Below are 26,259 nucleotides of genomic sequence, written 5' to 3' on the forward strand. Positions count from 1 at the left end.
CAAAACATCAAGAAATGACTCCATTTATAGCCGAAATTCTGGGTACAATGATAATGATTCTATTAGGTAATGGCGTTGTTGCAAACGTCGTACTTAAAGACACTAAAGGAAACAATTCAGGTTGGATTGTTATCACAACCGCTTGGGCATTTGCCGTTTTTGTTGGCGTCACTATTGCGGGACCAATTAGCGGTGCGCATTTAAATCCTATCGTTACGCTTGGTTTGGCTTTGATTGGGAAATTTAATTGGAATTTAGTTCCGTCTTATATTTTTGCTCAAATGATTGGAGCAATGTTGGGTGCTTTTTTAGTATGGTTGTCTCATAAAGATCATTTTGCAGCAACTGAAGATGAAGGCGCAAAACTTGCTTGTTTCTCTACATCGCCGGCAATCAAAAACAATATATCAAATTTAATTAGCGAAGTAATTGCAACTTTCGTTTTAATTTTTTCGATCTTTTATATCGCCGGACCAACTTTACAAATCGCAACAGATAGTACTGCAACAATTGGTTTAGGAACTATTGGAGCGCTTCCGGTGGCAATTGTTGTGTGGGTAATTGGTCTTTCTTTGGGCGGAACTACGGGTTATGCCATAAATCCGGCAAGAGATTTAGGTCCGAGAATCATGCACGCTATTTTACCTATAAAAGGAAGCAGCAACTGGACATATGCCTGGATTCCAATTCTTGGTCCAATTCTTGGTTCTGGTTTGGCGGCTGCACTTTATCTGGCGCTTAATTAAGGTTTTACATATCGTGGGCTCACGTGCAATGTCATTAAGTTAAATTTTTAGAAATAAAATTAATCTCGCAAAGTCGCAAAGTCGCGAAGTTTTTTTGAATTGGCTCCAGCTGAAGCAGGAGGCTATTCAATAAATTTAGTACTTAAAAAATAACGTTTCTATCCAACAAAATCTAAATCAAATTATCTTAAAAAACTTAATTTAATGAGATTTGGCTCGCGTGAGGGATAGAAGCTGGCTACCGAAGTAGCGTGGATAGCCCGACAGCATCCTGATAAGAGGGCGTATATGCGCAAAGTATGTTTACCCTCTTGTCAGGATGGTGGCACGCCCTGATGATAAAATTTTACATTCTGTTAAAACCAATTATTTTAAGCAACAAAAACTTAAGTGTATCTTTATCAAACCTTTAAAAACTTTAGTAAAGATAATTCGGAACTTTTAAAAAATAAATATTATTTTTATACTAATTATATAGACTTTGTCAGGTTAGTATTTTTATCGTTATTTCAATTAACAAAAAATTAACATGACATTTGTATATACAACTATTAAAAGTTATACATTTGTACATACAAATTATACACTTACAACTATGACAATTGAAGAGGTTATAAAAAGTACAGTTAAGATGGATAATGCGAAAAAAGTTATTCTGAATATCATGTACACGCAAAATGTGATTCAGGATCATTTCAACGAGTTGATAAAACCGTATGATTTATCCGGAGAACAATATAATGTGTTACGTATACTAAGAGGACAAAAAGGAAATCCTGCTAATATGTGTGTAATACAGGAACGTATGCTGGCAAAAACAAGTAACACAACCCGATTGGTAGACAAATTATTACTGAAGGATTTTGTAACTAGAAATGTTTGCCCGGGAAATCGACGAAAAATTGAAGTTCTAATCACTCAAAAAGGATTAGATGTTCTTAAAGAATTAGATCCGAAAGTAGATGAACACGAACGTGTGTTTGCCGAGAATATAAGTAAAGAAGAATTAGAATTATTAAATCAGTTATTAGAAAAATACAGAACCAATAAATAAATTTAAATTATGAGTACATTATTAGAAAATTTAAACTGGAGATATGCAACGAAAAAATTTGATGCAACCAAAAAAATATCTGCAGGGGATTTAAATACTTTAAAAGAAGCGGTTAGATTAAGTGCTTCTTCATACGGATTACAACCTTACAAGGTTATTATTGTTGAGAATCCAGAAATCAGAGAGCAATTAAAAGCTGCTGGTTACGGACAAACTCAAATTACAGATGCTTCTCAATTGTTCATTTTTGCAAATGACTTAAACGCTGGAGCTGAATCTGTAGATACTTACATTCAAGATATTAGCGAAACAAGAGGTGTTCCTGTTGATGCTTTGGGTGGATTTGCTGACATGATGAAAGGTACAATCGCTAACTTATCTCAAGAGGCTAAAAACATCTGGACTGCAAAACAAACTTATATTGCTTTAGGTACTTTATTGGCTGCTGCTGCTGAATTAAAAATCGATGCAACTCCAATGGAAGGTTTCAATCCTGCTGCATTCAACGAAATCTTAGGTTTTGACAAATTAGGTTTAAACGCTTCTGTTATTGCAACTGTAGGTTACAGACATGATGAGGACGAATCTCAACATTACAAAAAAGTTAGAAAATCACACGAGAATTTATTTATCACTATATAATTATTATTAATCCACAATCAATTTTAACAACATGAAAAATTTAAAAACAATTGCAATAGCATTATTCGTAGCAGCGGCTAGTATCTCAGTAAATGCTCAAACTAAAAAAATCGACGTAAAAGCATCTACTATCAAATGGGTAGGTAAAAAAGTAACTGGAGAACACTCTGGAACTGTAAACTTCAAAGAAGGAGCTGTAGTTTTCAAAGGAAAAAAATTAACTGGTGGTTCTTTCACTGTTGATATGACTTCATTAACTTCTACTGATTTAACTGGAGAATACCAAGGAAAATTGAATGGTCACTTAAAAGCTGACGATTTCTTTGGAACTGATAAATTCCCAACTGCAAAATTAGTTTTCAAAACTATCGGAGCTAAAGCAACTGACGTTTATACTGTAACTGCTGATTTAACTATCAAAGGAATCACTAAACCTGTAACTTTTGATATCACTGTAGCTGGAAACACTGCAACTACTGCTTTCAAAGTTGACAGAACTAAATACGATATCAAATACAACTCTGGTAACTTCTTCGAAAACTTAGGAGACAAAACTATCAATGACGATTTCGAATTAGCTGTAGCTTTAAAATTCTAATATTTTAAACAGTAGAATTCTTAATATTATAAGAAAAACCCCAATGGTTCAAAACTATTGGGGTTTCTTTTTACATTATTTTCAAAAAAATAACATTCTTAATATTTAGATAACACTTTCGTAATAACAGACAGGACATTGATTAACATTGGGCTTCTACTTTTGGACTGATTAAAAAATCCAACAAAATAGAATCAAAATCATCGTTATGAAAACAAAAATACGTATTGCTATTATCACTTTACTGAGCACTTTTTGTCTACAAGCACAACAACAACCAAAAGGAATTATTGGTAGCTCTAACTGGATGAATAATTGGACTAATTTTAAACCTGCAAACACAGAATATAGCGAAGCTACAAACATCATAGCCGGAACTATTGACAAAGATATGAGATTGACAAAACGAAATACTTACCAATTAGTTGGTGTAGTATACGTTACCAACAATGCTGTTTTGACAATAGAACCAGGAACCGTTATTCGCGGCGATGATAAAACCTGCGGAACTCTTGTTGTTACAAATGGTGCAAAAATCATGGCCGAAGGACTAGAAACAGATCCTATTGTTTTTACTTCAAACAAAGAGGTTACACAAAGAAAACCAGGTGACTGGGGCGGAATCATTATCCTTGGTAAAGCGCCAATAAATACAATTGGTGGTATTCACATTCTTCCTTTTGATTTAGAGCCAATGCTAAATCATTACGGTGGACAAGATGCCGAAGATAATTCAGGAATTTTAAAATATGTGAGAATTGAATATGCCGGAAGAAAATTAAGTTCACTAAAAGAACTTAACGGACTTTCGTTAGCCGGAGTTGGAAGAAAGACAGTTTTGAGTAACATACAAATTAGTTTTTCAAATGATGATTCTTTCGAAAGTTATGGTGGAGATCTAGTTATGAACAACTTAGTTTCGTACAGAACTACAGATGATGACTTCGATTTTACACAAGGAGTTCAATGCAATATAAGCAACAGTATCGCAATTCGTCACCCGTTTTCATCAGATGTTTCGGGTTCAAGATGCTTCGAAGTTGATTCTTACGATAAAGTTGAAAATACTGATATGACCAAAAAACTAACCAAAATAAATGCAACCAACATTACTATGGTTAATCTGGAAGAAAACAATCAGGGACTTGTGAGAGAATCTGTTCATATTAGAGAAAACACTTTCTTTAATTTAAACAATAGTATAATTTCAGGCTTTACTCCTTTTGTTATTTTAGAATCAAATATTGGAGACGGACAAGCGAATTTGTCTAAAATAACATTCAAAAATCTAATCGTAAACAATTGTAACGGAGGAATTACAAGCGAAGCAAGTGGCGGAAATGCAGCAATTCAAAAATATTATAGCGATCCTGCATTATTAATAGATTATACTTCAATGAAAAATATTGAATTGTTCGCAACCCCTAATATTAAAGGAAATCCAGACTTTAGAATCAACCAAAACAATACTCTTGCGATTGGAAATTAAAGAGTTAAAAATGACTTGTTTATTTGAAATTTAACAAATTTTAAAATTTAGAAAAGTTTTTTTTGAAATTTTATGTATTCTAATTCAAATTACATTTATATATTTGTCACATCAAAATAAGATATGAAAACAATAATGAACAATACTTGGTGGTGGAAGAATTTACGTCAAACGTCGTGAACAAAGCTTCCTATGGTATTGTAAAACTATAAATATAAAAAGGCTTGTCATCACGACAAGCCTTTTTTTTTGGTCCAAATTCAAGCGAAAACATAATTAAAAATTAAAAACAACATACTTTGAAACCTTTTATACTCAACACAAACTACAAACAAATTCTGGCAGACACGATTACGCCAGTAAGTATATATTTTAAAATAAGAGATAAATTCCCAAATAGTTTATTATTGGAAAGTAGTGATTATCACGGAAATGACAACAGTTTCTCTTACGTTTGCTGCAATCCGATTGCGACAATCAAAATCGAAAACGAAATCATCTCAAAAACTTTTCCTGACGGAACAACTGAACAAATTGCTATTGATGCAAACACAAATATTCCAGAGGTAATTCAGGAATTTTCAAGTCAGTTTAAATCAGAGAAAAATGATTTTAAATTCATCAATAATGGTTTATTCGGATACATTTCTTATGATGCTGTTCGTTATTTCGAAAAAGTTTCAATTGCAAAAAAAGACAGCGCAACTTTAATTCCGGATGTTTTTTATGCGGTTTATCAAAACATCATTGCGATTAATCACTTCAAAAACGAAGCTTACATTTTCTGTCATAGTGTAGACGGAAAAAACAATATCTCGGAAATTGAACAATTATTACAATCCCGAAATATTGCTTCATATAAATTCACTAAAGAAGGCGAAGGTTTCTCCAACTTAACCGACGAAGAATTTAAACACAATGTGGCTTTGGCTAAGAAGCATTGTTTTAGGGGAGACGTATTTCAATTGGTTTTATCACGTCGTTTTACACAAGGTTTCAAAGGTGACGAATTCAATGTTTACCGCGCTTTAAGAAGCATTAATCCATCTCCTTATTTATTCTTTTTTGACTATGGAGATTTCAAAATATTTGGGTCTTCGCCCGAGGCACAAATTATCGTAAAAAACAGAAAAGCTGAAATTCATCCAATCGCCGGAACTTTCAAAAGAACCGGAAATGACGAACGCGATGCGGTTTTAGCTAAAGAACTTTCGGAAGATAAAAAAGAAAATAGCGAACACGTTATGTTGGTTGATTTAGCCAGAAATGATTTAAGCAGAAACGGACATGATGTGAATGTAGAAAAATACAGAGAAGTTCAGTTTTTCTCTCACGTTATTCACTTAGTTTCAAAAGTTACGGGTCATTTACATGAAAAAGCTACAACAATGCAAGTTGTTGCAGATACTTTTCCTGCTGGAACTTTGAGCGGCGCACCAAAACACAGAGCGATGCAATTGATTGAAGATTACGAAAAAACAAATCGTAATTTCTACGGTGGCGCAATTGGCTTCATGGATTTTGAAGGAAACTTTAATCATGCAATTATGATTCGAACTTTCCTGAGTAAAAATCATCAATTACATTGTCAGGCGGGAGCCGGAATCGTCGCAAGTTCTGATGAAGAAAGCGAAATGCAGGAAGTTTACAATAAATTAAGAGCTTTGAATACAGCGCTTGAAATGGCGGAGAAGATTTAGTTTCAAGTTTTTTTTAGTTTCAGGTTTCAAGTTGTTGGAACGTGAAACCTGAAACGTGAAACCTGAAACAAACCATAAAAACTAAAAACCATAAAACCCTATGAAAAATTTAATTGCTATTGCTTTCACTTTCGTTCTTTTAATATCATGTGAATCTAAGAAAGAATCAAACGTGCTTCCGTTAACAGGAACCTGGCGTCTGATATCAGCAGAAACGACAGAAAAAGATTCAACGTTTTCGACTTTCAATCCAAAGACAAAAATGATTAAGATTATAAATGATACTCATTTTGCTTTTTTCAACCATGATTTGAATAACGGAAAAGATAGTGCAGCAGTTTTCTTTGGCGGAGGCGGGAAATATACTTTGAAAGACAGTGTTTATACTGAGAATCTGGAATTCTTCAACAATCGTCAATGGGAAAATGGAAAATTTGAGTTTGTAGTAAAAATTAAAAATGATACTCTAACTCAAAAGGGAATCGAAAAAGTAGAAAAATTAGGAATCAACCGAATTATTACTGAGAAGTACGTTCGAGAAAAATAAAAAATTAGTTTCAAGTTTTCTTTGTTTCAAGTTTCAAGTTGTTGGAATCTGAAACGTGAAACAAAAAAAACCTGACACGAGGCTTTAGCCGAATTGGCGAAGCAAACCTGAAACAAAAAACAAAATGAAAAAAATATTAGTTATAGACAATTACGATAGTTTCACTTATAATTTAGTGCACTATTTAGAGGATTTAAATTGCGAGGTTACAGTTTATAGAAACGACGAATTTGATATTGACGAAATCGCTTCTTTCGATAAAATACTTCTTTCTCCAGGTCCTGGAATTCCGGATGAAGCAGGTTTATTAAAAGCTGTAATCGCAAAATATGCACCAACAAAAAGTATTCTAGGTGTTTGTTTAGGACAACAAGCGATTGGAGAAGTTTTTGGAGGAACGCTTTCAAATCTTGATAAAGTTTATCATGGAGTTGCAACGAATGTAAAAACAGTAGTTTCAGATGAAATTTTGTTCGAAGGTTTAGGTAATGAATTCGAAGTTGGGCGTTACCATTCGTGGGTTGTTGATGCCAATTTACCAGATGTTCTTGAAGCAACTTCAATCGACGAAAACGGACAAATTATGTCACTAAGACACAAAACTTTTGATGTGCGAGGCGTTCAGTTTCATCCGGAAAGTGTGCTTACGCCAAAGGGAAAATTAATTCTAGAAAATTGGATCAATAGTTAGATGTTAGTCAAAAGTTTTAAAGTCGAAAGTCATAAAGTCGATATTATAGCTTAATCTTTCCGTCTTTAAAACAAAAAATATCTAATAACAAATATCACAAGTCAGAAGACTTTAAGACCTTCGACTTTGGACTTTAAGACTCAAAAAAATGATAACTATTTCAGAAACTAAAGAAATCAATCTTGAAGACATATTGGTTTTATACAAAGCAAACGAATGGAGTTCAGCCAATAAACCAAACGAATTATATAACGGTCTTTTGAATTCAGAAACTTTAATTACGGCTTGGGAAGAAAAGAAATTAGTGGGTCTTGGCAATGCAATTTCTGATGGATTCTTAACGGTTTATTATCCGCATTTATTGGTGCTTCCGGAATATCAGGGAAAAGGAATTGGAAAATTGATCATGGATAAAATGCAGGAGAAATACCGTCACTTTCATATGCAAATGTTAACCGCCGACGGAAGATCTGTTGATTTCTATAAGAAAAACGGATTTGAAAGAGCCGGAAAAACAGAACCAATGTGGATTTATCAGGGAAATGAACATTAAAAACATTAGTTGTAAAGTCTTAATGTCGAAAGTCATAAAGTCAAACACTAAGTAAATAGAAATAACCTTAAATATAAATATCCGAAGTCAAGGACTTTAAGACCTTTGACTTTCGACTTTAAGACTTATATAAATGAAAAATATACTAAATAAATTAATCAACCACGAAGTACTTTCAAAAGAAGAAGCCAAAGATGTATTGATTAATATCTCAAGCGGACAATATAATCCAAGTCAGATTTCGGCATTTTTGACCGTATTTATGATGCGAAGTATTACTATTGAAGAACTTTCGGGATTTCGCGAAGCTTTATTAGATTTATGCATTCGTGTAGATTTATCAGCTTACAATACCATCGATTTATGCGGAACTGGCGGTGACGGAAAAGACACTTTTAATATTTCGACTTTAGCATCTTTTATTTCGGCTGGAGCAGGAATAAAAGTAGCAAAACACGGAAATTACGGAGTTTCTTCGATTTCAGGATCGAGTAACGTAATGGAAAAAATGGGAATTAAATTCAGCAATGATCCTTCGTTTTTAGAAAATTGTATTGACAAAGCGGGAATCTGCGTTTTACACGCTCCCCTATTTCACCCGGCGATGAAAAACGTTGGACCAATTCGAAAAGAATTAGCTGTAAAAACCTTCTTTAATATGTTGGGACCAATGGTAAATCCATCATTTCCACAGAATCAATTGGTTGGTGTTTTCAATCTTGAATTGGCGAGAATGTATGCTTATTTGTATCAAAATACGGATATCAATTTCACGATTTTACATTCGCTTGACGGATATGACGAAATCTCTTTAACAGGTCCAACCAAAACGATTACATCACACATGGAAGGAATGTTGAAACCAGAAGATTTTGGCGTTCGTCTTTTGTCTCAAAGTGAAATCGAAGGCGGAAAAACCATCGAAGAATCGGCTGATATGTTTATCAATATTCTGTCAGGAAAAGGAAACGAAGCACAAAATAATGTGGTTTGCGCAAATGCCGCAATGGCAATCGCAACGGTTACAAAATGTTCTCCGCTAGAAGGATTCGAAATAGCAAAAGAAAGTCTATTCTCCGGAAAAGGATTAAAAGCGCTACAAACATTACAAGAATTAAGTAAGTAAAATTTAGTTTCAGGTTTATTTAGTTTCAGGTTTCAAGTTATTGGAACGCAACCTGAAACTTGAAACCTGAAACCTGAAACAAACAAAACCATGAATATTTTAGATAAAATTATTGTCGATAAAAAACGAGAAGTAGTTCTTAAAAAATCGATCATTCCGGTTTCGCAATTGGAAAGCTCAGTATTTTTTGGAAGAGAAACCATTTCTTTAAGTCAAAAACTACGAACAAGTTCAACTGGAATTATTGCAGAACATAAACGTCGTTCTCCTTCAAAATCAGTAATCAATCATAGTTTTACAGTTGAAGAAGTTGTAAAAGGTTATGAAAATGCAGGAGCTTGCGGAATTTCTGTTTTAACCGATGGAAAGTATTTTGGAGGATCTTTAGACGATTTACTTTTGGCAAGAGCTTCAGTAAATATTCCGCTATTGCGAAAAGAATTTATTGTCGATGAATACCAAATTCTGGAAGCGAAAGCTTTTGGTGCCGATTTGATTTTATTGATTGCAGCGGTTTTAACTCGCGAAGAAATCAAATCATTATCTGAATTTGCAAAGAAACTAGGATTAGAAGTTCTGTTAGAAGTTCATAATCAGGAAGAATTAGAAAAATCGATTATGCCAAGTTTAGATATGATTGGTGTAAACAACAGAAATCTAAAAACCTTCGAAGTAAGTTTGGATTTCAGCAAACAATTGGCATCGCAAATTCCGAATGATTTTGTAAAAGTTTCAGAAAGCGGAATTTCATCTATAGAAGCAATTCAGGAATTAAAACCTTACGGATATAAAGGCTTTTTAATTGGAGAAAACTTCATGAAAACCGACAACGCCGGAAAAGCCGCAACGGAATTTATTAGTCAGCTTTAGGCATTAAGCTATAAGTAATAAGTCTTCTTAACATTACTAATTTAGCCTAAAGCCTACAGCATTTAAAAACAGCCACGAATTCACGAATGATAATGAATTTAATTCGTGAATTCGTGGCAAATTAAAACACAAAGCTTTGCGAACTTAGCGTTTATAAGCGTAATCAAAATAAAAAAATCTTAGCGCCCTTTGCGGTAAAAAAACACAACGAAATGAAACTCAAAATATGCGGCATGAAATATCCTGATAATATCCTCGAAGTAGGCGCACTCCTACCCGATTATATGGGATTTATTTTCTGGGAAAAATCCGCTCGATATTTTAACGGAACAATTCCGGAATTAATTGGAACAATCAAAAAAGTAGGTGTTTTTGTAAATCAAAGTCAGGAAGAAATTCTGGAGAAAGTTGCAACATACAATTTACAAGCTGTTCAATTACACGGAAATGAATCTGTTGAATTTTTATCAGAATTAAAAAAACAATTGCCTAAAAAAACCGAAATCATCAAAGTATTTTCTGCCGATGAAAATTTTGATTTCGAAGTTATAAAACCATTTGAATCGGTTTGTGATTTCTTTATGTTCGACACCAAAGGAAAATTACCCGGCGGAAACGGAACAACATTCGACTGGACGATATTAAAAAAATACAAATCTGATAAACCCTTCTTTTTAAGCGGCGGAATTGGAATCAATGAATTAAAAGCTATCGAAGAGATTTCAAAAACAAATCTTCCTATTTATGCTGTCGATATAAATAGTAAATTTGAAATCGAACCTGGGCTAAAAAACAAAAATCTATTTAGCAATTTCAAACGCAAATTTGATGTTGCCAACTTTTAAAATTGGAATAAAATGAATTTTAACGTTAACGAAAAAGGATATTACGGAGAATTTGGAGGAGCTTACATTCCTGAAATGTTATATCCAAATGTAGAAGAATTACGTCAAAACTATTTAAAAATAACAAGCGAACCAGATTTTAAAGCAGAATTTGACCAATTGTTAAAAGATTACGTTGGACGCCCAAGTCCGCTATATTTTGCAAAGCGTTTATCTGATAAATACAATACCAAAATCTACTTAAAAAGAGAAGATTTAAACCATACCGGAGCACATAAAGTCAACAATACTATTGGGCAAATATTGGTAGCAAAACGTTTGGGCAAAAAACGAATCATTGCCGAAACCGGAGCTGGTCAACATGGTGTGGCAACTGCAACAGTTTGCGCACTTATGGGATTGCAATGCATCGTTTATATGGGCGAAATCGACATTGCGCGTCAGGCACCAAACGTAGCTCGTATGAAAATGTTAGGCGCTGAGGTTCGTCCCGCGCTTTCGGGTTCAAGAACCTTAAAAGACGCTACAAACGAAGCGATTAGAGATTGGATTAATAATCCGGTTGACACACATTATATTATTGGATCTGCGATTGGACCGCATCCTTATCCGGATATGGTTACACGTTTTCAAAGCGTAATTTCCGAAGAAATAAAATGGCAATTAAAAGAAAAAGAAGGACGTGAAAATCCTGATTATGTTGTCGCTTGTATTGGTGGCGGAAGTAATGCTGCAGGAACTTATTATCACTTTTTGCACGAGCCAGAAGTTGGAATTATTGCCGTAGAAGCAGCCGGAAAAGGCGTTGATAGCGGTCATAGTGCAGCAACAAGTAAATTAGGAAAAGTTGGTGTTATTCACGGTTGCAAAACCCTTTTAATGCAAACTCCTGACGGACAAATTACCGAGCCATATTCGATTTCTGCAGGTTTAGATTATCCCGGAGTTGGACCAATGCACGCGCATTTAGCACAAACCGGTCGTGGCGAATTTTTCTCTGTGACTGATGATGATGCCATGAATGCAGGTTTACAATTGACTAAACTAGAAGGAATTATTCCGGCGATCGAAAGTGCGCATGCTTTTGCGGTTTTAGATCAAAAGAAATTTAAACCAACAGATATTGTGGTGATAAGTCTTTCTGGTCGTGGTGATAAAGATTTAGACAATTATATTGATTATTTTAAATTGTAATATAAATCGTAATTTGGGCGTTACCACCGAAAAAGGTGATCGGGCTTTCGGCTAAATTCCAGATTAACAAAAACTACGGCTAAAAAGCCTTGTTTTTCTAAATCGGGAGATACCGCCTCAAACGAAGTTCACTGAACTCCATTAAAAAATAAGGTGACGTGAAGTAATCCCTAACGCAAAAAACAAATAACGAGAAAAATAGTAATTATGGAAAAATTATTCTCTTACGGAACATTAAGGTCGAAACAAATTCAAATGCAGATTTTTAATAAAATTCTTAGCGGAACTCCTGATCAGCTATTGGGCTATAAACTAAAAAGTCTCCAAATCGAAGAAGAATTTGGAATGGCAGATTATGTTGTAGCTGTAGCCAGCGCAGATTCTTCGGATCCTATACACGGTGTTGCTTTTAATATTTCTGCTTCGGATTTAGCCAAAGTAGATATATTCGAATCTAATGCTTATAAAAGAGTTCAGGTCGAATTAAAATCTGGAACAGTTGCCTGGGTTTATATAGAAAATAAATAAAACTTGAAATGATTTTAGCAGCAGCACAAACAAAACCAAAACGAGGAGATATTGAAGCTAATTTATTAGATCATTATCATTTTATCGATTTGGCGGTACAAAATGGAGCACAATTAATTGCATTTCCTGAATTATCGATTAGCGGTTATGAAAGAGAATATGCCCAAAAACTAGCTTTCAAAAAAGACGATTCAAGATTGGATCATTTAAAAAAATTAGCAGTCGAAAATAATATTATTATTGTCGCTGGCGCACCAATTCAAGTAGATTCAGAATTGTTTATTGGGGAATTTATAATTTCTCCTGATAATTCCGTTCAAATCTATACTAAGCAGTTTTTGCATGAAGGTGAAGACGAGTTTTTCCAATCTTCATTTGATTACAATCCGATGATAACTATTGAAGATCAAAAAATTTCGTTTGCCATTTGCGCTGATATTGACAATCCGTTGCATCCTGAAAATGCCCGCAAAAGAGAAACCAATATTTATATCGCCAGTATTTTCTTTTCACCAAACGGAATTCCGAATGCTTACAGAGATTTACAGAATTATGCACAGAAACATGAAATGAATGTTTTGATGTCAAATTTCAGTGGCGAATCCTGGGGTTCTCCTTCGGCAGGACAAAGTGCTTTCTGGAATAACAAAGGCGAATTAGTTGCTCAAATGAATGATTCAGATTCCGGATTATTATTGATCCAAAATCAAAATGATAATTGGTCAAGTAAGATTATTACTGGCTAGTATAGATTTCTACAAGGTTTTCAAAACCTTGTAGATATAAAATAAATCATCAAACAAATACCTACAAGGTTTTGAAAACCTTGCAGGAAATAAACGATATTAAAATGAACAGAATAACTCAAAAATTACAAGAAGATAAAAAGATACTTTCGATTTATTTTTCTGCAGGATATCCTAATTTGAATGATACGGTTCAAATCATTCAGGATTTAGAAAAAAATGGCGTTGATTTAATCGAAATTGGTTTGCCTTTTAGTGATCCTTTGGCTGATGGACCAACAATTCAGGCGAGTTCAACTCAAGCGCTTCATAACGGAATGACGACTCAAATTCTTTTTGATCAGCTGAAGAACATCCGCGAAAGCGTAAAAATTCCGTTGATTATTATGGGGTATTTCAATCCAATGTTACAATATGGAGTTGAAGCTTTCTGTAAAAAATGCGCCGAAATTGGTATCGACGGTTTAATTATTCCGGATCTTCCGGTTGATGTTTATGCAGACGAATACAAAGCGATTTTCGAAAAATATGGCTTAATAAATGTATTCCTTATTACGCCACAAACTTCTGACGAACGTATTCGTTTTATCGATAGCGTTTCAAACGGATTTATTTATATGGTAAGTTCTGCAAGTGTTACGGGTTCTCAATCTGGTTTTGGAAATACACAGGAAAGTTATTTCGAAAGAATTGCAAACATGAATCTGAAAAACACGCAAATTGTAGGTTTCGGAATTTCGAATAAAGAAACTTTTAATCAGGCAACAAAATTTGCAAAAGGTGCAATTATTGGAAGCGCTTTTATTAAACATTTAAGCGAAAATGGTTCTGGAAAAATTAGTGAGTTTGTTGGTGAGATTAGATAATTAATTCAAATGAAAATAACTAAATATTTATTACTGATCTTTCTTTGTACTTTAACTATATCATGCCAAAAAATCCAAACTGACAAATTGATTGGAAGTTGGAGAATGAAGGATCTAGTAAATACTACCGGTAAAAATTTTGAAGATAAAACAACATTTACAAAAAACCATGTAATTATCCTTGAATCAATTTCTAATGGAAAAACTCTTGATAAAGAAATTGGAAACTATATTTTAAAAAACAATCTTCTTACGATAAAGTTTAAAAACAATTATTCTTTTGACTTCAAAATATTAAAATTAGATGACTCTGAAATGGAATTATTAAATATTAAAGAAAAAAGATCCGTGAGATATATTAGATAATTCACATTTTGTTACTTTCGAATAAGATAGAATCACACTAGAAACTCCGCATACAAAATCGCTAATCTTTGTCGAATTACGAGTGCAATTTCTTGTTTCTCGAAATGACAAAATTGCGTTAATTACAAAGCTGAAATAATATAACTCATAATATTATTTCAGCTTTTTCGCTATAAACATTAGCCTTAAAGCGTATTTGACTTCAAAAACAACTACATGGTTTTATGTTAATATTGTGTTAAAATAAAATTAAACGACTGTTTAATTTAAACACTTGTTTAATTTTGTACCCGATTAGAAACAATACCATGTCAAACATCGAATTAAACGATAAAAAAATTCAGATTCTTGAAGTTGCGGAAACGCTATTTTCTGAAAAAGGATTTGAAGGAACATCGATACGGGATATCTCAAAACATGCCAAGATTAATATTGCCATGGTTTCGTATTATTTTGGTTCAAAAGAAAGACTTCTTGAGGCTTTAATTCTTTACAAAACTTCTGATTTAAAACTACAACTCGAAAATTTATTGCAAGAAAATCTCGAACCTGTAGAAAAAGTCAATAAATTAATCGAAATTTACGTTAACAGAATCTGCCTTAACAAAGGGATTTACAGAGTCTTACATTTTGAACTTAATAGTAAGAAGAGAGAGAAAAGCATGATTGCTTTTACGGAACTAAAAAAAGGGAATCTAAAATCTCTTGAGAGTATTATTACTCAAGGTCAGGAAAAAGGTGTTTTTAGAAAGGATATTATAATTCCGCTTATCACGCCTACGATTATTGGAACCTTTTTTCATTTTCATATGAATCGATCTTTCTTCGAAGAATTATTGGATTTACAAACAGAAGAAATGTTTAACAATTACATTAAAACCAGTCTTACAAAGCACATTCAACAAACTATAAAAGCGCTACTTGTTTATGAAAATTAGTCAATTAATGCTCTTTGGAGTTTTCTTTATCGGAATATCTTCAGTAGAAGCACAAGAAAAAACAAGTTTAACCTTAGACGAAGCCGTTAAATTGGCCTGGGAAAAAAGTAACGAAGTTACGCTTGCCAGCACTAAGGTAAACACAAAAAAGTACGAATTACAATCGGTAAAAAACAATCAATATCCTGATATTAAAGTTTCCGGACAATATCAACGCCTTACAAAAGCATCGATTGATATGCCAAATCAGGGAGAAAGCAAATCTCTTGTATCTCCTGACAGAGCAATGCTTGGTATGGCAAATTTAAGCTTGCCTCTTTTTGCAGGATTTAAAATCCAAAATAGCATTGAAGCTTATGATAACTTATATGAAGCTGAAAGTGCCAATGCATCTAAAACTAAAGAAGACGTTGCTTTAAGAGTTATTACGTATTATACTGCGTTATACAAAGCTCAAAAAACTTTGGATGTTTTAAATGAAAATCAAAAAAGCGCTAAACAACGTGTTACTGATTTTACAGAATTAGAGAAAAACGGAATTATCCCAAGAAATGATTTATTGAAGTCACAATTATTAGTTTCAAAAACGCAATTATCTATTGATGAAGCTACTAATAACTTAAATAATATCAACTTTTATCTGACTACTTTATTGAAGTTGGATCCAAGTACAAAACTTCAGGTTAATGAAGAGGATTTCTTTAATTTGAAAACCAGCAATGCGCCAACATCTGATGCATTAGCTTTGCAAAACAGAAAAGATTTAGAGGCTATTCGTTTCCAACAAAAAGCATCTGAAGCAAATATTAGAGTTGCAAAAGCTGCTTATTATCCTACTTTAGCATTACTTGGCGGTTATACTGCTTTAGATCTTAAAGACATTATTACTGTAAAATATGCGATGAACTTTGGTTTAGGTTTAACTTATGATATCTCTGGAATTTACAAAAATAGTTCTCACGTAAGAGAAGCTGAAAGCAGAGCTTTGGAGGTTAAAAATACAGAGGCTGTAATGACAGATCGTATTAAAGTTGAGGTTCAAAAATCTATTGAGGATTATGACTTGGCTATTAACCAAAGTGTTGTTTATGATGAAGCGCTTCAACAGGCATCTGAAAATTACAGACTTGTAAAAGATAAGTTTGACAATGGTTTAGCAGATACTAATGACTTGGTTGAAGCTGATGTTGAACAACTAAGTGCTAAAATCAATACTGCTGTATCTAAAGCAACAATCATTCAAAAATATTACGAATTACTATCCGTATCAGGACAATTATCACAATCATTCAATCTTTCTAAAATATAATCGATAGCTCTCATGGAAAAGAAAAAAACAAATACTAAATTCATCATTATACTAACCGTTTTGGTTTTAGTGGGCGGAACTTACGGAATAACAAAGTACATGCACTCTTTAGCTCACGAAGAAACGGATGATGCTCAAATTGAGAAAAAAATGAATCCAATTATTCCTAGAGTATCTGGATATATTAGTAAGGTATACGTAAAAGATAATGATTTTGTAAAAAAAGGAGATACTTTATTTACTATCGATAAAAGAGATTACCAATTAAAAATCGACGAAGCTAATGCTGCTTTATTAGGTGCTGAAGGTCAATATGAAGCTGCAAAAGCTGATATTGGAAGTGCAAATGCAAGTATTTCAGTTTCTGATGCAAATATGAAATCTGCAACTGGTTCTATCGAAAGTGCTAAAATTAGATTAAGACAAATTACAAACGATTACAACCGTTACAACAATTTGTACAAAACTCATACGATCACAAAACAACAATATGAGCAAGCTTTATCTGCAAAAGAAGAAGCTGAAAACCAAGTTCGCGTTTTAGAACAACAACAAAGAGCAAGTTCTTACCAAAAATCAGTAATTGAATCTAAATCAAAAGCTTCTGATAAACAAACTGAAGTTGCTGCTGCAAATATCAAAAAAGCAAAAACAATGCTTGATGTTGCTCATTTAAATCTTAGTTATACAGTAGTTACTGCTGCAATCGATGGTCAGGTTTCTAAAGTAGATATTCAGCCAGGACAATTGGTTCAACCGGGACAATCTTTATTTTATATCATCAATAATAATGAAGCTTGGGTTGTTGCAAACTTTAAAGAAACACAATTAAACAAAATGATTGTTGGACAAAAAGTAAGCTTAAAAGTTGATGCATATCCAAACTACGAATTCAAAGGAATTGTAACTTCATTTTCTCCTGCAACAGGATCTCGTTTTTCATTATTACCTCCTGATAATGCAACAGGAAACTTTGTGAAAACTATCCAAAGATTACCAGTAAAAATTAGTTTAGATGAATCAAACGATCCTGAAAAAGTAAAATTATTGCGTCCGGGAATGAATGTTGATGTAGATGTACATTTAAAATAAAATATGGCAACAGCAGTACAAGCAGATGACGATTTAGTAGAATACGGTTATAGACGTGTAATCATTACGATTACTGCAGTACTTTGTGCACTGTTAGAAATTGTAGATACCACGATTGTAAACGTAGCTCTAACAGACATGCGAGGTAGCCTTGGTGCTACTTTAACTGATGTGGCTTGGGTAATTACAGCATACGCTATTGCGAATGTTATTGTAATTCCGATGACGAGTTGGCTATCACAACAATTTGGTAGACGTAATTATTTTGTGGCCTCTATCATCATATTTACGGTCTGTTCTTTTTTGTGTGGTAATGCCAGTAATATTTGGGAATTAGTAGCTTTTAGGTTTGTTCAGGGTATGGGCGGTGGCGCATTACTGGTAACTGCACAAACTATTATTACCGAAAGTTATCCTATAGCAAAACGTGGTATGGCACAAGCTATCTACGGAATGGGTGTAATTGTTGGTCCTACTTTAGGTCCGCCTTTGGGAGGATATTTAGTAGATAATTATTCTTGGCCTTATATTTTCTATATCAATATTCCGTTGGGAATTATTGCAACTATCTTGGCGCTAACTTTTGTAAGAAGTCCAAAATATGGTGAGAAATTAAAAGCAAACCAAGTTGACTGGTGGGGAATCATTTTACTGAGCGCCTTTATTGGATCTCTACAATTTGTATTGGAACACGGTCAACAAGACGACTGGTTCAACGATCCACTTATTGTAACTTTAAGCGTTGTAACAGTTTTAGGTCTGATTCTTTTTATATGGAGAGAGCTAACTTACAAACATCCAATTGTAAACTTAAGCGTTCTAAAAGATGGAAATTTAAGAATTGGAACTATAATGTGTTTCATTCTTGGTTTCGGTTTATATGGATCGACATTAATTATCCCAATCTACACGCAATCTATTTTAGGATGGACCGCAACAGATGCCGGATTATTATTGATTCCTGGTTCGATTACAACGGCGATTATGATGCCGTTTGTGGGTAATATGATTCAAAAAGGAGTTCCGCAAGGATATATGGTTGGAGTTGGATTTTTAGTTTTCTTCTTCTTTACCTTTATGATGCAAACTCGTATGACACCAGATACTGGTGTTGAACATATGTACTGGCCTTTAATCTTAAGAGGAATTGGTTTAGGATTACTATTTGTACCTATTACAACACTTTCACTTTCGACCTTAAAAGGAAAACACATTGGTGAAGGAGCTGCTTTTACAGGAATGATGAGACAATTAGGTGGTTCATTTGGTATTGCGATTATTACCACTTTTATCACTCGTTTAAGTCAGGAACACAGAGTAAACTTATTGACCAATTTAGATCCTGCAAAATTCGATGTTCAGCAACGTATTGCAGGAATGCAAAGAGCTTTTATGTCTAAAGGATATAGCGCTGATATTGCACTGAAAAAAGCTTATCAGGCACTGGAATATTCAGTAATGAAACAAAGTACAGTAATGGCCTACATGGATATTTTTATGTACTTGGGAATTATGTTCCTATGTTGTATACCAATTATTCTTTTAATTAAAAAAGGAAAGAACAAGATTAATCCTGCTGATGCAATGCATTAATAATAATTGATTTATAATACGAAAAAGCCGAACTATTTACTTAGTTCGGCTTTTTTATTTTAATTTATTTCCAAAGGAATAAAATCCTTTATCACAATATTTTTTAAATCTGAAACAATTAAAATATGTCTTTACAATATTTTTGAACTCTGAAGGGATTAAAATCCCTCCCTACAATATGCCCCGAATCTCCGATTCTCTACTAAAAAAACTTAGTAACTCAGCAACTTAGAACCTCAGAACCTTTTTCAAAAAAAACTATCTTGTAAACACCAAATGATTTCCTTTAGAAAGATTCGCATCAAATTGATATCCTTCATAATTGAAACCTTTTAAGTCATCAATCGTTTCAGCGTTTGTGTCAATGATATAACGAACCATCATTCCTCTTGCTTTTTTAGCGAAGAAACTAATCATTTTAAGTTTTCCGTCTTTGTAATCTTTAAAGTCCGGAGTGATTACAGGAACTTTTAAAGCCTTTACATCTACAGCCGAAAAATATTCATTACTGGCAAGATTCACGAACAACTCCCCTTTTGCCAATTCTTTATTTAATGCTTTAGTAACAGTTGGCTTCCAGAATTCGTGCAGATTTTTGTACTCTCCAACAGGCAGTTTTGTTCCCATTTCTAAACGATACGCCTGCATTAAATCCAGAGGTTTCAAGATACCGTAAAGTCCAGATAAAATTCGGAGTTTGCTTTGTAGTACTTCTAATTTTTCAACAGGAATTGTATAAGCATCTAAACCAGTATAAACATCTCCATCAAAAGTATAAATTGCCGGACGCGCATTTTCCGGAGAAAAAGGTGTTTTCCATTCCTGATTCCTCTTCCAGTTTAAATCAGATAACTTATCTGAAATAGACATTAATTCAGATAATTCAGAAGGTTTTTTAGGTTTTAGAACTTTATGAACCAGACGTGCTTCTTTTAAAAAAGCTGGTTCTGTATATTGAGTTGTTGGTAATTCTTTTTCGAAATTTAATGACTTCGCCGGCGATATAACAATTTTCATGTGTGCGTTTTTATAGAATTCAAAAATACAAATTGAATTTTTAAAAATAAGAGATCGGAATTGATTTGTTTTATGACGCTATAAATGTTTTTGTCACTTTTTTTTCGCCACGAATTCACGAATCCCTTTTTATATTCAATCCAATTCGTGAAAATTCGTGCAATTCGTGGCAACATTTTTTATTTTGATAAAATTCTGCACGACAAACTGTGAATTTATTCAAAAAAGTCAACAATAGATTATAATAGGCACTTTCTATGTTGTAAATTTGCAGACATAAAATTCCAAATAACATTTCAATATAAAATTGAAAGTTGTATTCTAAGAAATAGCCACGAATTCACGAATTAACTTTTTTTTAAAATTAATTAAAAAAATTCGTGAATTCGTGGCGAAAAAAACTAGAACATGACCAAAATATTATATCAATTAGAAAGTTATCAAATAATGGGAATTTTATTTGATGTTCATAGAAATTTAGGTGGAGGCTTTTCTGAGATCGTTTATAAAGACGCTTTAGAATATGAATTTAGAAAAGCAGATATTCCATTTGAAAGAGAAAAAGAATATTTGGTAAATTATAAAGACATAATATTGAATCACAGATTTTATGCTGATTTTGTTTTGTTTGATAAAATTATACTTGAAATAAAATCAAGTGATTTTCTACATCCTAAACATATTTCACAATGTCTAAATTATCTAAAAGTTTCAAAAACAAATTTAGCAATTTTAGCAAACTTTAATTCTGTCTCACTTGAATACAAACGTATTATTTTATAAAAATTAGTGAATTCGTGGCTATACAAACAAACTATAAAGCAGCTTTACAAAATAAAATCTTCGAAATTATTTCGCAGGCATCTCAAGAATTAAACGTTGACAGTTATGTAATTGGCGGTTTTGTTCGTGATTTGCTTTTAAACCGAGGTTCTAAAAAAGACATTGATGTTGTTGCAGTTGGTAGCGGTATCGAATTGGCACTTAAGGTTTCTGAATTACTGCCTAAAAAGCCTAAAGTTCAGGTTTTTAAAACTTACGGAACAGCAATGTTGCGTTTTGAAGATACTGATATTGAATTTGTTGGTGCAAGAAAGGAATCTTATAATTTTGAAAGCAGAAATCCAATTGTTGAAAACGGAACTCTTGAAGACGATCAAAATCGTCGTGATTTCACCATCAATGCATTGGCTTTATCGTTGAACGAAAAAACATTTGGAGAACTATCTGATCCTTTTGGCGGATTGACTGATCTTGAAAATAAAACTATCAAAACTCCTTTAGATCCTAGCATTACTTATTCTGATGATCCTTTGCGAATGCTTCGTGCGATTCGTTTTGCAAATCAATTAGGTTTTGAAATCGAGAAAAATTCTCTTGATGCGATTACTAAAAATGCAGATAGAATCAAGATTATTTCCGGTGAAAGAATTGTTGATGAATTAAACAAAATTCTTTCTACAGATAAACCTTCTATCGGATTTTTACTTTTATATCAAACTGGACTTTTAGACATTATTTTACCTGAATTAACCGCTTTGAATCAGGTTGAAGAAATTGAAGGTCATACGCATAAAAACAACTTTTATCACACTTTAGAAGTTGTCGATAATATTTGTCCAAATACCGATGATGTTTGGTTACGTTGGTCAGCTTTGTTACATGATATTGGAAAAGCACCAACAAAACGGTTTACCAAAAAACAAGGCTGGACTTTTCATGGACATGAATTTCTAGGCGGAAAAATGGCTAAGAAAATATTCGAACGTTTACATATGCCATTGAATCACAAAATGAAATTTGTGCAAAAAATGGTCGTTATGAGTTCGCGTCCAATTGTTTTGGCGCAAGATATTGTAACTGACAGCGCCGTTCGTCGTTTGGTTTTTGATGCTGGAGAAGATGTCGAAGATTTAATGACATTATGTGAAGCTGATATTACTACTAAAAATCCATCGAAATTCAAGAAGTATCACAAAAACTTCGAAATCGTTCGCAAGAAAATTGTAGAAGTCGAAGAACGCGATCATGTGCGTAATTTTCAACCGCCAATTTCTGGTGAAGAAATTATGGAAATGTTCGATTTGAAACCTTCACGTGAAATTGGAGTTTTAAAAGAAGCTGTAAAAGAAGCAATTTTAGAGGGAGATATTCCAAATGAATATCAGGCTGCTTACGATTTTGTAATTAAAAGAGCTGAAAAGTTAAATCTAACGCTTAAAAAATAATGGATGTTTTAGGAGGGATTTTTTTATTTTTTCTTTTACTTATAATAGTAATAACAAATATTATTTTTTTTAGAAAAATTAATAGAAATAACATTCGCCATTATAAATATAAAATCTTCTTTTTTTTAATCAGTATTGCTTCCATATGTGTAATAATGATTTTAGCTGCGCTCTTTCAAAATGTAGTCTTAATTGATTATTTTAAAATAACAACTGATATTGAAAGCTATCCATATAGAATAATTCTTATGACAATTATCTGGATTATCAATATTACAGTAAATTTTTCTTTATTAAAACTTTATACAAAAAGAATAGAAAGAAAAAATAAAAACAAAACAAACGATATAGAATTAATTGGAATAGAATGAAAAAAGTGAATAAATCAGTAATCATTTGGTTACTATCAGGTTGTGTTTTATTATTTTTAATGGTTGTTGTTGGCGGAATTACCCGTTTGACCAATTCAGGTTTATCAATGACGGATTGGCATTTAGTAACAGATACTTTCCCACCTTTGACAGAAGCAAAATGGAACGAAGCTTTCGAACAATACAAGAAATTTCCGGAGTATCAAAAAATCAATATTCACAATGACTTTCAATTAGCCGATTATAAATTTATTTATTTCTGGGAATGGTTTCACCGTTTTATCGGAAGAATTATCGGATTGGTTTTCTTCGTGCCTTTTGTTTATTTCTTAATCAGAAAAAAACTGGATCGCGATACTATCAAAAAATGTATCGTTCTACTGGCAATGGGAGCTTTTCAAGGTTTTCTAGGTTGGTTTATGGTTCGCAGCGGATTAATTGATAACCCGGATGTAAGTCACTTTAGACTTTCTTTACACCTTACTTTTGCATTTATCACTTTTGCGTATACTTTATGGGTTGCATTAGATTTAATATATCCTGAACGCAGCATTACAAAGGTAATTCCGCTTCGTAATATTGCAAGATTTGCATTGGTAGCTTTATTAATTCAGATTATTTATGGTGGATTTGTTGCAGGTTTAAATGCCGGATTAATTCACAATCACTGGCCTTTAATGAGCGACGGACAATTTATACATGATTCTGTTTTTATCGAACAACCAACTTTGGTTAAAAACTTAATCGAAGGAAAAAGCGGTGTTCAGTTTGTACACAGAACTTTTGCTTATGTAGTTGTGGCATTTATTCTTTTTCTATACTACAAAAGCACTAAATTTTCGCTTACGAGAAATCAATCACACGCAATAAAAACTTTGGTAGCTTTTGTTTTTATTCAATTTGCATTAGGTGTATTTACACTTTTATATAGCGTTCCGTTGGCTTTAGGGTTAATTCACCAAATTATGGCTTTCTTTCTTTTGAGTGCAATGACATATACTTTGCATAGATTGAGTAAATAACGTAACTTTCATAAAAAATGTTTATGAAAAAAGTTTGTTTTCTATTAGTTGTTCTTTTTACTTGTCTTGTTTCTGGGCAAAAGAAAGGAAATCCATTAGTTATTTTGGATTCCAAAAGCATTGGATATATGGATCAGGCAGAAAATAAACTCAAGCATATTAATCAAAATGATATGCTACTATTTATTTACAAAGGAAGTGCTGACGAGATTTTAAAAAAATTTGGATCAAATTCAGGAGTTGTTATAGTTGCCACCAAAAAATTCATTTTGGAAACATTCTATAAAAACAACATTGAAAATTCTCCATTAAAAAAAGAAATTCCAACAATTGAATCTCTATCCAAAATTGGAATTATAGGAAGTAAGGCAGAAAGTAAAAATCTGCCTTATGATGAACTTGTTAGATACATTAAGACTACTCCACATAATGAGGATGTGCTAAAAATTGCATCAATTGCTTTTATAAAAGCTTCGGATGCACAACAAATGAATCCAGATTGGAAATTTGGAGCTATCGAAATTATGTCAACTAAAGACCGATAATCTATCCCAACCAGGCTTTAAAATCCTGTACTTTTTCTCGGCTTACAATTACCTCATCTTCTTTATAAGTTGGTAGAATAACTTTAAGGCGAGAATTGGTATAAACCTGAATTTCTTTTATTGCCGTAAGCGGAACAATATATTTTCTGCTTACGCGAAAGAAATCTTTCATGTCTAATTCCTGCTCCAGAACTTCTAAAGTCGAATCTATTAGATAGTTTCTATTATCGAAAGTATGAATGTATGTTCCTTTATTTTCACTAAAAAAACATTCTATTTCTTCTGTTGTTATAACTTTTAAATGCTGTCCGATTTTAACTGTAAATCGCTTTTTAAAATTTTTCTCGAAAGGATTTGACAACATTCTGCGAATTTCTTCAAAATCAGCCTGAAGATTCTGTGTTTCTGAATTTAATTTAGGAATTCGGGTTTTGAATTTTGTAACGGCAACTTCCAAATCATCTTCATCAATTGGTTTCAAAAGATAATCAATGCTGTTTAGTTTAAAAGCTTTTAACGCATATTCATCATAAGCAGTTGTGAAAATAATAGCGCTTTGAATGTCTATTTTTTCAAAAATCTCAAACGACAAACCATCTGATAACTGAATATCAAGGAAAATTAAATCGGGATGTTGGTTATTTGTAAACCAATGAATGGATTCTTCTACAGAATGCAGCATTGTTTCTACGGCAATATCTAACTTTTCTAGTTTTCTCTGCAACAATCTTGCAGCTGGTTTTTCGTCTTCTATGATTAATGTGGTCATTTACTAAAATGCAAAAATTAAAACTTTAACACAAATTTACTCCCATTTATTTTTATTCTGAACTTCTTTCTCCATAATTTTTTGGATTTTCTTTTGCTCCCATTCATCACCAAAAAACAAATCACGACCAAATACCCTATATGCACCAATTAAAACAAATATTCCCCAGAATATTGTTATAGTATAAGTACGCAGATCAAAAATCCCATAAGTTGCGCCATTATATCCTATTCCTAAATAATCATTATTCAAAAGTGAAATAATAAGAATCGTATTGACAATTAAATATATTGTCAGACGCCAATAAAAACGTTTAATTTCTCTTACTTTTCTATATGCAAAATTGTATCGTTCATCATCGCTAAATTCTTTTGTATAATGTTCGTATAAGTGTCTTCTAAATTCTCTCATTTTATTTCGAATTACATTATTGCCATTTATTTTTATTCTGAGTTTCTTTCTCCATAATTTTCTGGATTTTCTTTTGTTCCCATTCGTCACCAAAAAAGAAATCACGACCAAAAACAGAAAATGCATGAATAACTAAGGCTATTCCCCAAAAAAATGCAGTTGAATAAATTTCCCAATCTCTGAAACCTCTTACTTCAAAATGATTTCCTACATAACCAAAATGCCCTCTATTCAAATTTGAAATAATGATAATAATATTCACTATTATATAAACCTTCAAATGCGAGTAAAATCCTTTTATTCTCTTTACTTTTCTGTAAGCTATATTATAACTTTCGTCTGTACTAAATTCGTGTGCATATTCTTCGTACATGCGTCTTCTAAATCGTCCCATTTTACTTTG

General features: G+C 32.8%; 29 protein-coding genes and 1 pseudogene. 26 read left to right on the plus strand and 4 right to left on the minus strand.

Annotated features, from left to right (window positions below; all coding sequences use genetic code 11):
* Positions 1–11: 11 nt before the first annotated feature.
* From WN975_RS12870 to WN975_RS12970, 21 genes and pseudogenes are all read left to right on the plus strand, one after another.
* A pseudogene (locus WN975_RS12870) lies at positions 12–746 on the plus strand (MIP/aquaporin family protein); the annotation flags it as partial.
* A gap of 595 nt (positions 747–1,341) precedes the next feature.
* Entirely contained in the window at positions 1,342–1,800 is a 459-nt protein-coding gene (locus WN975_RS12875) for a MarR family transcriptional regulator (protein WP_337968989.1), read from the plus strand.
* 9 nt (positions 1,801–1,809) lie between these two features.
* Positions 1,810–2,442, plus strand: coding sequence for an NAD(P)H-dependent oxidoreductase (locus tag WN975_RS12880; RefSeq protein WP_337966896.1), 633 nt, complete (start codon positions 1,810–1,812; stop codon positions 2,440–2,442).
* Between the two features lie 31 nt (positions 2,443–2,473).
* A complete protein-coding gene (locus tag WN975_RS12885; RefSeq protein ID WP_337966897.1) occupies positions 2,474–3,040 on the plus strand; it encodes a YceI family protein in 567 nt (188 codons plus the stop codon).
* Between the two features lie 208 nt (positions 3,041–3,248).
* Positions 3,249–4,529 carry a hypothetical protein gene (locus WN975_RS12890; RefSeq protein ID WP_337966898.1) on the plus strand — a complete coding sequence of 427 codons (1,281 nt, stop codon included), beginning with the start codon at positions 3,249–3,251 and terminating at the stop codon, positions 4,527–4,529.
* A 299-nt stretch (positions 4,530–4,828) separates the two neighbouring features.
* Positions 4,829–6,229, plus strand: a complete 1,401-nt coding sequence (locus WN975_RS12895) for an anthranilate synthase component I family protein (RefSeq protein ID WP_099709040.1) — start codon at positions 4,829–4,831, stop codon at positions 6,227–6,229.
* 100 nt (positions 6,230–6,329) lie between these two features.
* Entirely contained in the window at positions 6,330–6,776 is a 447-nt protein-coding gene (locus WN975_RS12900; RefSeq protein ID WP_337966899.1) for a hypothetical protein, read from the plus strand.
* 124 nt (positions 6,777–6,900) lie between these two features.
* Positions 6,901–7,467: an aminodeoxychorismate/anthranilate synthase component II gene (locus tag WN975_RS12905; RefSeq protein WP_099709042.1), complete on the plus strand. Its 567-nt coding sequence runs from the start codon at positions 6,901–6,903 to the stop codon at positions 7,465–7,467.
* A 148-nt stretch (positions 7,468–7,615) separates the two neighbouring features.
* Complete coding sequence (locus WN975_RS12910) at positions 7,616–8,020, plus strand: GNAT family N-acetyltransferase (RefSeq protein ID WP_337966900.1); 405 nt, start codon at positions 7,616–7,618, stop codon at positions 8,018–8,020.
* A gap of 133 nt (positions 8,021–8,153) precedes the next feature.
* On the plus strand, positions 8,154–9,146 hold the full coding sequence (gene trpD, locus WN975_RS12915; protein WP_337966901.1) for an anthranilate phosphoribosyltransferase: 993 nt from the start codon (positions 8,154–8,156) through the stop codon (positions 9,144–9,146).
* Between the two features lie 90 nt (positions 9,147–9,236).
* Positions 9,237–10,016: an indole-3-glycerol phosphate synthase TrpC gene (gene trpC, locus WN975_RS12920; protein ID WP_337966902.1), complete on the plus strand. Its 780-nt coding sequence runs from the start codon at positions 9,237–9,239 to the stop codon at positions 10,014–10,016.
* A gap of 212 nt (positions 10,017–10,228) precedes the next feature.
* Positions 10,229–10,861 carry a phosphoribosylanthranilate isomerase gene (locus WN975_RS12925; protein ID WP_337966903.1) on the plus strand — a complete coding sequence of 211 codons (633 nt, stop codon included), beginning with the start codon at positions 10,229–10,231 and terminating at the stop codon, positions 10,859–10,861.
* 12 nt (positions 10,862–10,873) lie between these two features.
* Entirely contained in the window at positions 10,874–12,055 is a 1,182-nt protein-coding gene (trpB, locus tag WN975_RS12930) for a tryptophan synthase subunit beta (RefSeq protein ID WP_337966904.1), read from the plus strand.
* A 207-nt stretch (positions 12,056–12,262) separates the two neighbouring features.
* Entirely contained in the window at positions 12,263–12,583 is a 321-nt protein-coding gene (locus WN975_RS12935; protein ID WP_337966905.1) for a gamma-glutamylcyclotransferase family protein, read from the plus strand.
* A gap of 8 nt (positions 12,584–12,591) precedes the next feature.
* A complete protein-coding gene (locus tag WN975_RS12940) occupies positions 12,592–13,329 on the plus strand; it encodes a carbon-nitrogen hydrolase family protein (protein ID WP_337966906.1) in 738 nt (245 codons plus the stop codon).
* Between the two features lie 104 nt (positions 13,330–13,433).
* A complete protein-coding gene (gene trpA, locus WN975_RS12945) occupies positions 13,434–14,195 on the plus strand; it encodes a tryptophan synthase subunit alpha (protein ID WP_337966907.1) in 762 nt (253 codons plus the stop codon).
* 9 nt (positions 14,196–14,204) lie between these two features.
* A complete protein-coding gene (locus tag WN975_RS12950; protein WP_337966908.1) occupies positions 14,205–14,561 on the plus strand; it encodes a lipocalin family protein in 357 nt (118 codons plus the stop codon).
* A 308-nt stretch (positions 14,562–14,869) separates the two neighbouring features.
* A complete protein-coding gene (locus WN975_RS12955; RefSeq protein WP_337966909.1) occupies positions 14,870–15,499 on the plus strand; it encodes a TetR family transcriptional regulator in 630 nt (209 codons plus the stop codon).
* Complete coding sequence (locus WN975_RS12960) at positions 15,489–16,808, plus strand: TolC family protein (RefSeq protein WP_337966910.1); 1,320 nt, start codon at positions 15,489–15,491, stop codon at positions 16,806–16,808. The genes WN975_RS12955 and WN975_RS12960 overlap by 11 nt, the downstream gene beginning before the upstream one ends.
* Before the next feature lie 12 nt (positions 16,809–16,820).
* The gene (locus tag WN975_RS12965; RefSeq protein WP_337966911.1) at positions 16,821–17,900 is read left to right on the plus strand and encodes an HlyD family secretion protein; all 1,080 of its coding nucleotides are present in this window, start codon (positions 16,821–16,823) and stop codon (positions 17,898–17,900) included.
* Positions 17,901–17,903: 3 nt separating this feature from the next.
* Positions 17,904–19,493: an MDR family MFS transporter gene (locus WN975_RS12970; protein WP_337966912.1), complete on the plus strand. Its 1,590-nt coding sequence runs from the start codon at positions 17,904–17,906 to the stop codon at positions 19,491–19,493.
* Positions 19,494–19,751: 258 nt separating this feature from the next.
* On the opposite strand, the gene yaaA is transcribed toward WN975_RS12970, so the two are convergent.
* Positions 19,752–20,510, minus strand: a complete 759-nt coding sequence (yaaA, locus tag WN975_RS12975; protein WP_337966913.1) for a peroxide stress protein YaaA — start codon at positions 20,508–20,510, stop codon at positions 19,752–19,754.
* A gap of 408 nt (positions 20,511–20,918) precedes the next feature.
* Between yaaA and WN975_RS12980 the strand changes: the two genes are divergently transcribed.
* The 5 genes from WN975_RS12980 to WN975_RS13000 are packed head-to-tail and all read left to right on the plus strand — an operon-like array spanning position 20,919 to position 24,676.
* The gene (locus WN975_RS12980) at positions 20,919–21,293 is read left to right on the plus strand and encodes a GxxExxY protein (RefSeq protein ID WP_337966914.1); all 375 of its coding nucleotides are present in this window, start codon (positions 20,919–20,921) and stop codon (positions 21,291–21,293) included.
* 14 nt (positions 21,294–21,307) lie between these two features.
* Positions 21,308–22,738 (plus strand): HD domain-containing protein, encoded by a 1,431-nt coding sequence (locus tag WN975_RS12985; protein ID WP_337966915.1) that lies wholly within the window; start codon positions 21,308–21,310, stop codon positions 22,736–22,738.
* Entirely contained in the window at positions 22,738–23,109 is a 372-nt protein-coding gene (locus tag WN975_RS12990) for a hypothetical protein (RefSeq protein WP_337966916.1), read from the plus strand. Before WN975_RS12985 ends, WN975_RS12990 begins: the two co-directional genes overlap by 1 nt.
* Entirely contained in the window at positions 23,106–24,131 is a 1,026-nt protein-coding gene (locus tag WN975_RS12995) for a COX15/CtaA family protein (protein ID WP_337966917.1), read from the plus strand. Before WN975_RS12990 ends, WN975_RS12995 begins: the two co-directional genes overlap by 4 nt.
* Before the next feature lie 23 nt (positions 24,132–24,154).
* Positions 24,155–24,676: a hypothetical protein gene (locus WN975_RS13000; RefSeq protein WP_337966918.1), complete on the plus strand. Its 522-nt coding sequence runs from the start codon at positions 24,155–24,157 to the stop codon at positions 24,674–24,676.
* 1 nt (position 24,677) lies between these two features.
* Here the strand turns inward: WN975_RS13000 and WN975_RS13005 are convergent, their stop codons facing one another.
* Genes WN975_RS13005 through WN975_RS13015 form a run of 3 tightly spaced genes read right to left on the minus strand, consistent with a single transcriptional unit; the run spans position 24,678 to position 26,250 of the window.
* Positions 24,678–25,445 carry a LytTR family DNA-binding domain-containing protein gene (locus WN975_RS13005; RefSeq protein WP_337966919.1) on the minus strand — a complete coding sequence of 256 codons (768 nt, stop codon included), beginning with the start codon at positions 25,443–25,445 and terminating at the stop codon, positions 24,678–24,680.
* A gap of 36 nt (positions 25,446–25,481) precedes the next feature.
* A complete protein-coding gene (locus tag WN975_RS13010) occupies positions 25,482–25,856 on the minus strand; it encodes a 2TM domain-containing protein (protein WP_337966920.1) in 375 nt (124 codons plus the stop codon).
* A 16-nt stretch (positions 25,857–25,872) separates the two neighbouring features.
* On the minus strand, positions 25,873–26,250 hold the full coding sequence (locus WN975_RS13015; protein ID WP_337966921.1) for a 2TM domain-containing protein: 378 nt from the start codon (positions 26,248–26,250) through the stop codon (positions 25,873–25,875).
* Positions 26,251–26,259: the final 9 nt, after the last annotated feature.

Source organism: uncultured Flavobacterium sp., assembly GCF_951805225.1.
In the GTDB taxonomy this organism is placed as follows: domain Bacteria; phylum Bacteroidota; class Bacteroidia; order Flavobacteriales; family Flavobacteriaceae; genus Flavobacterium.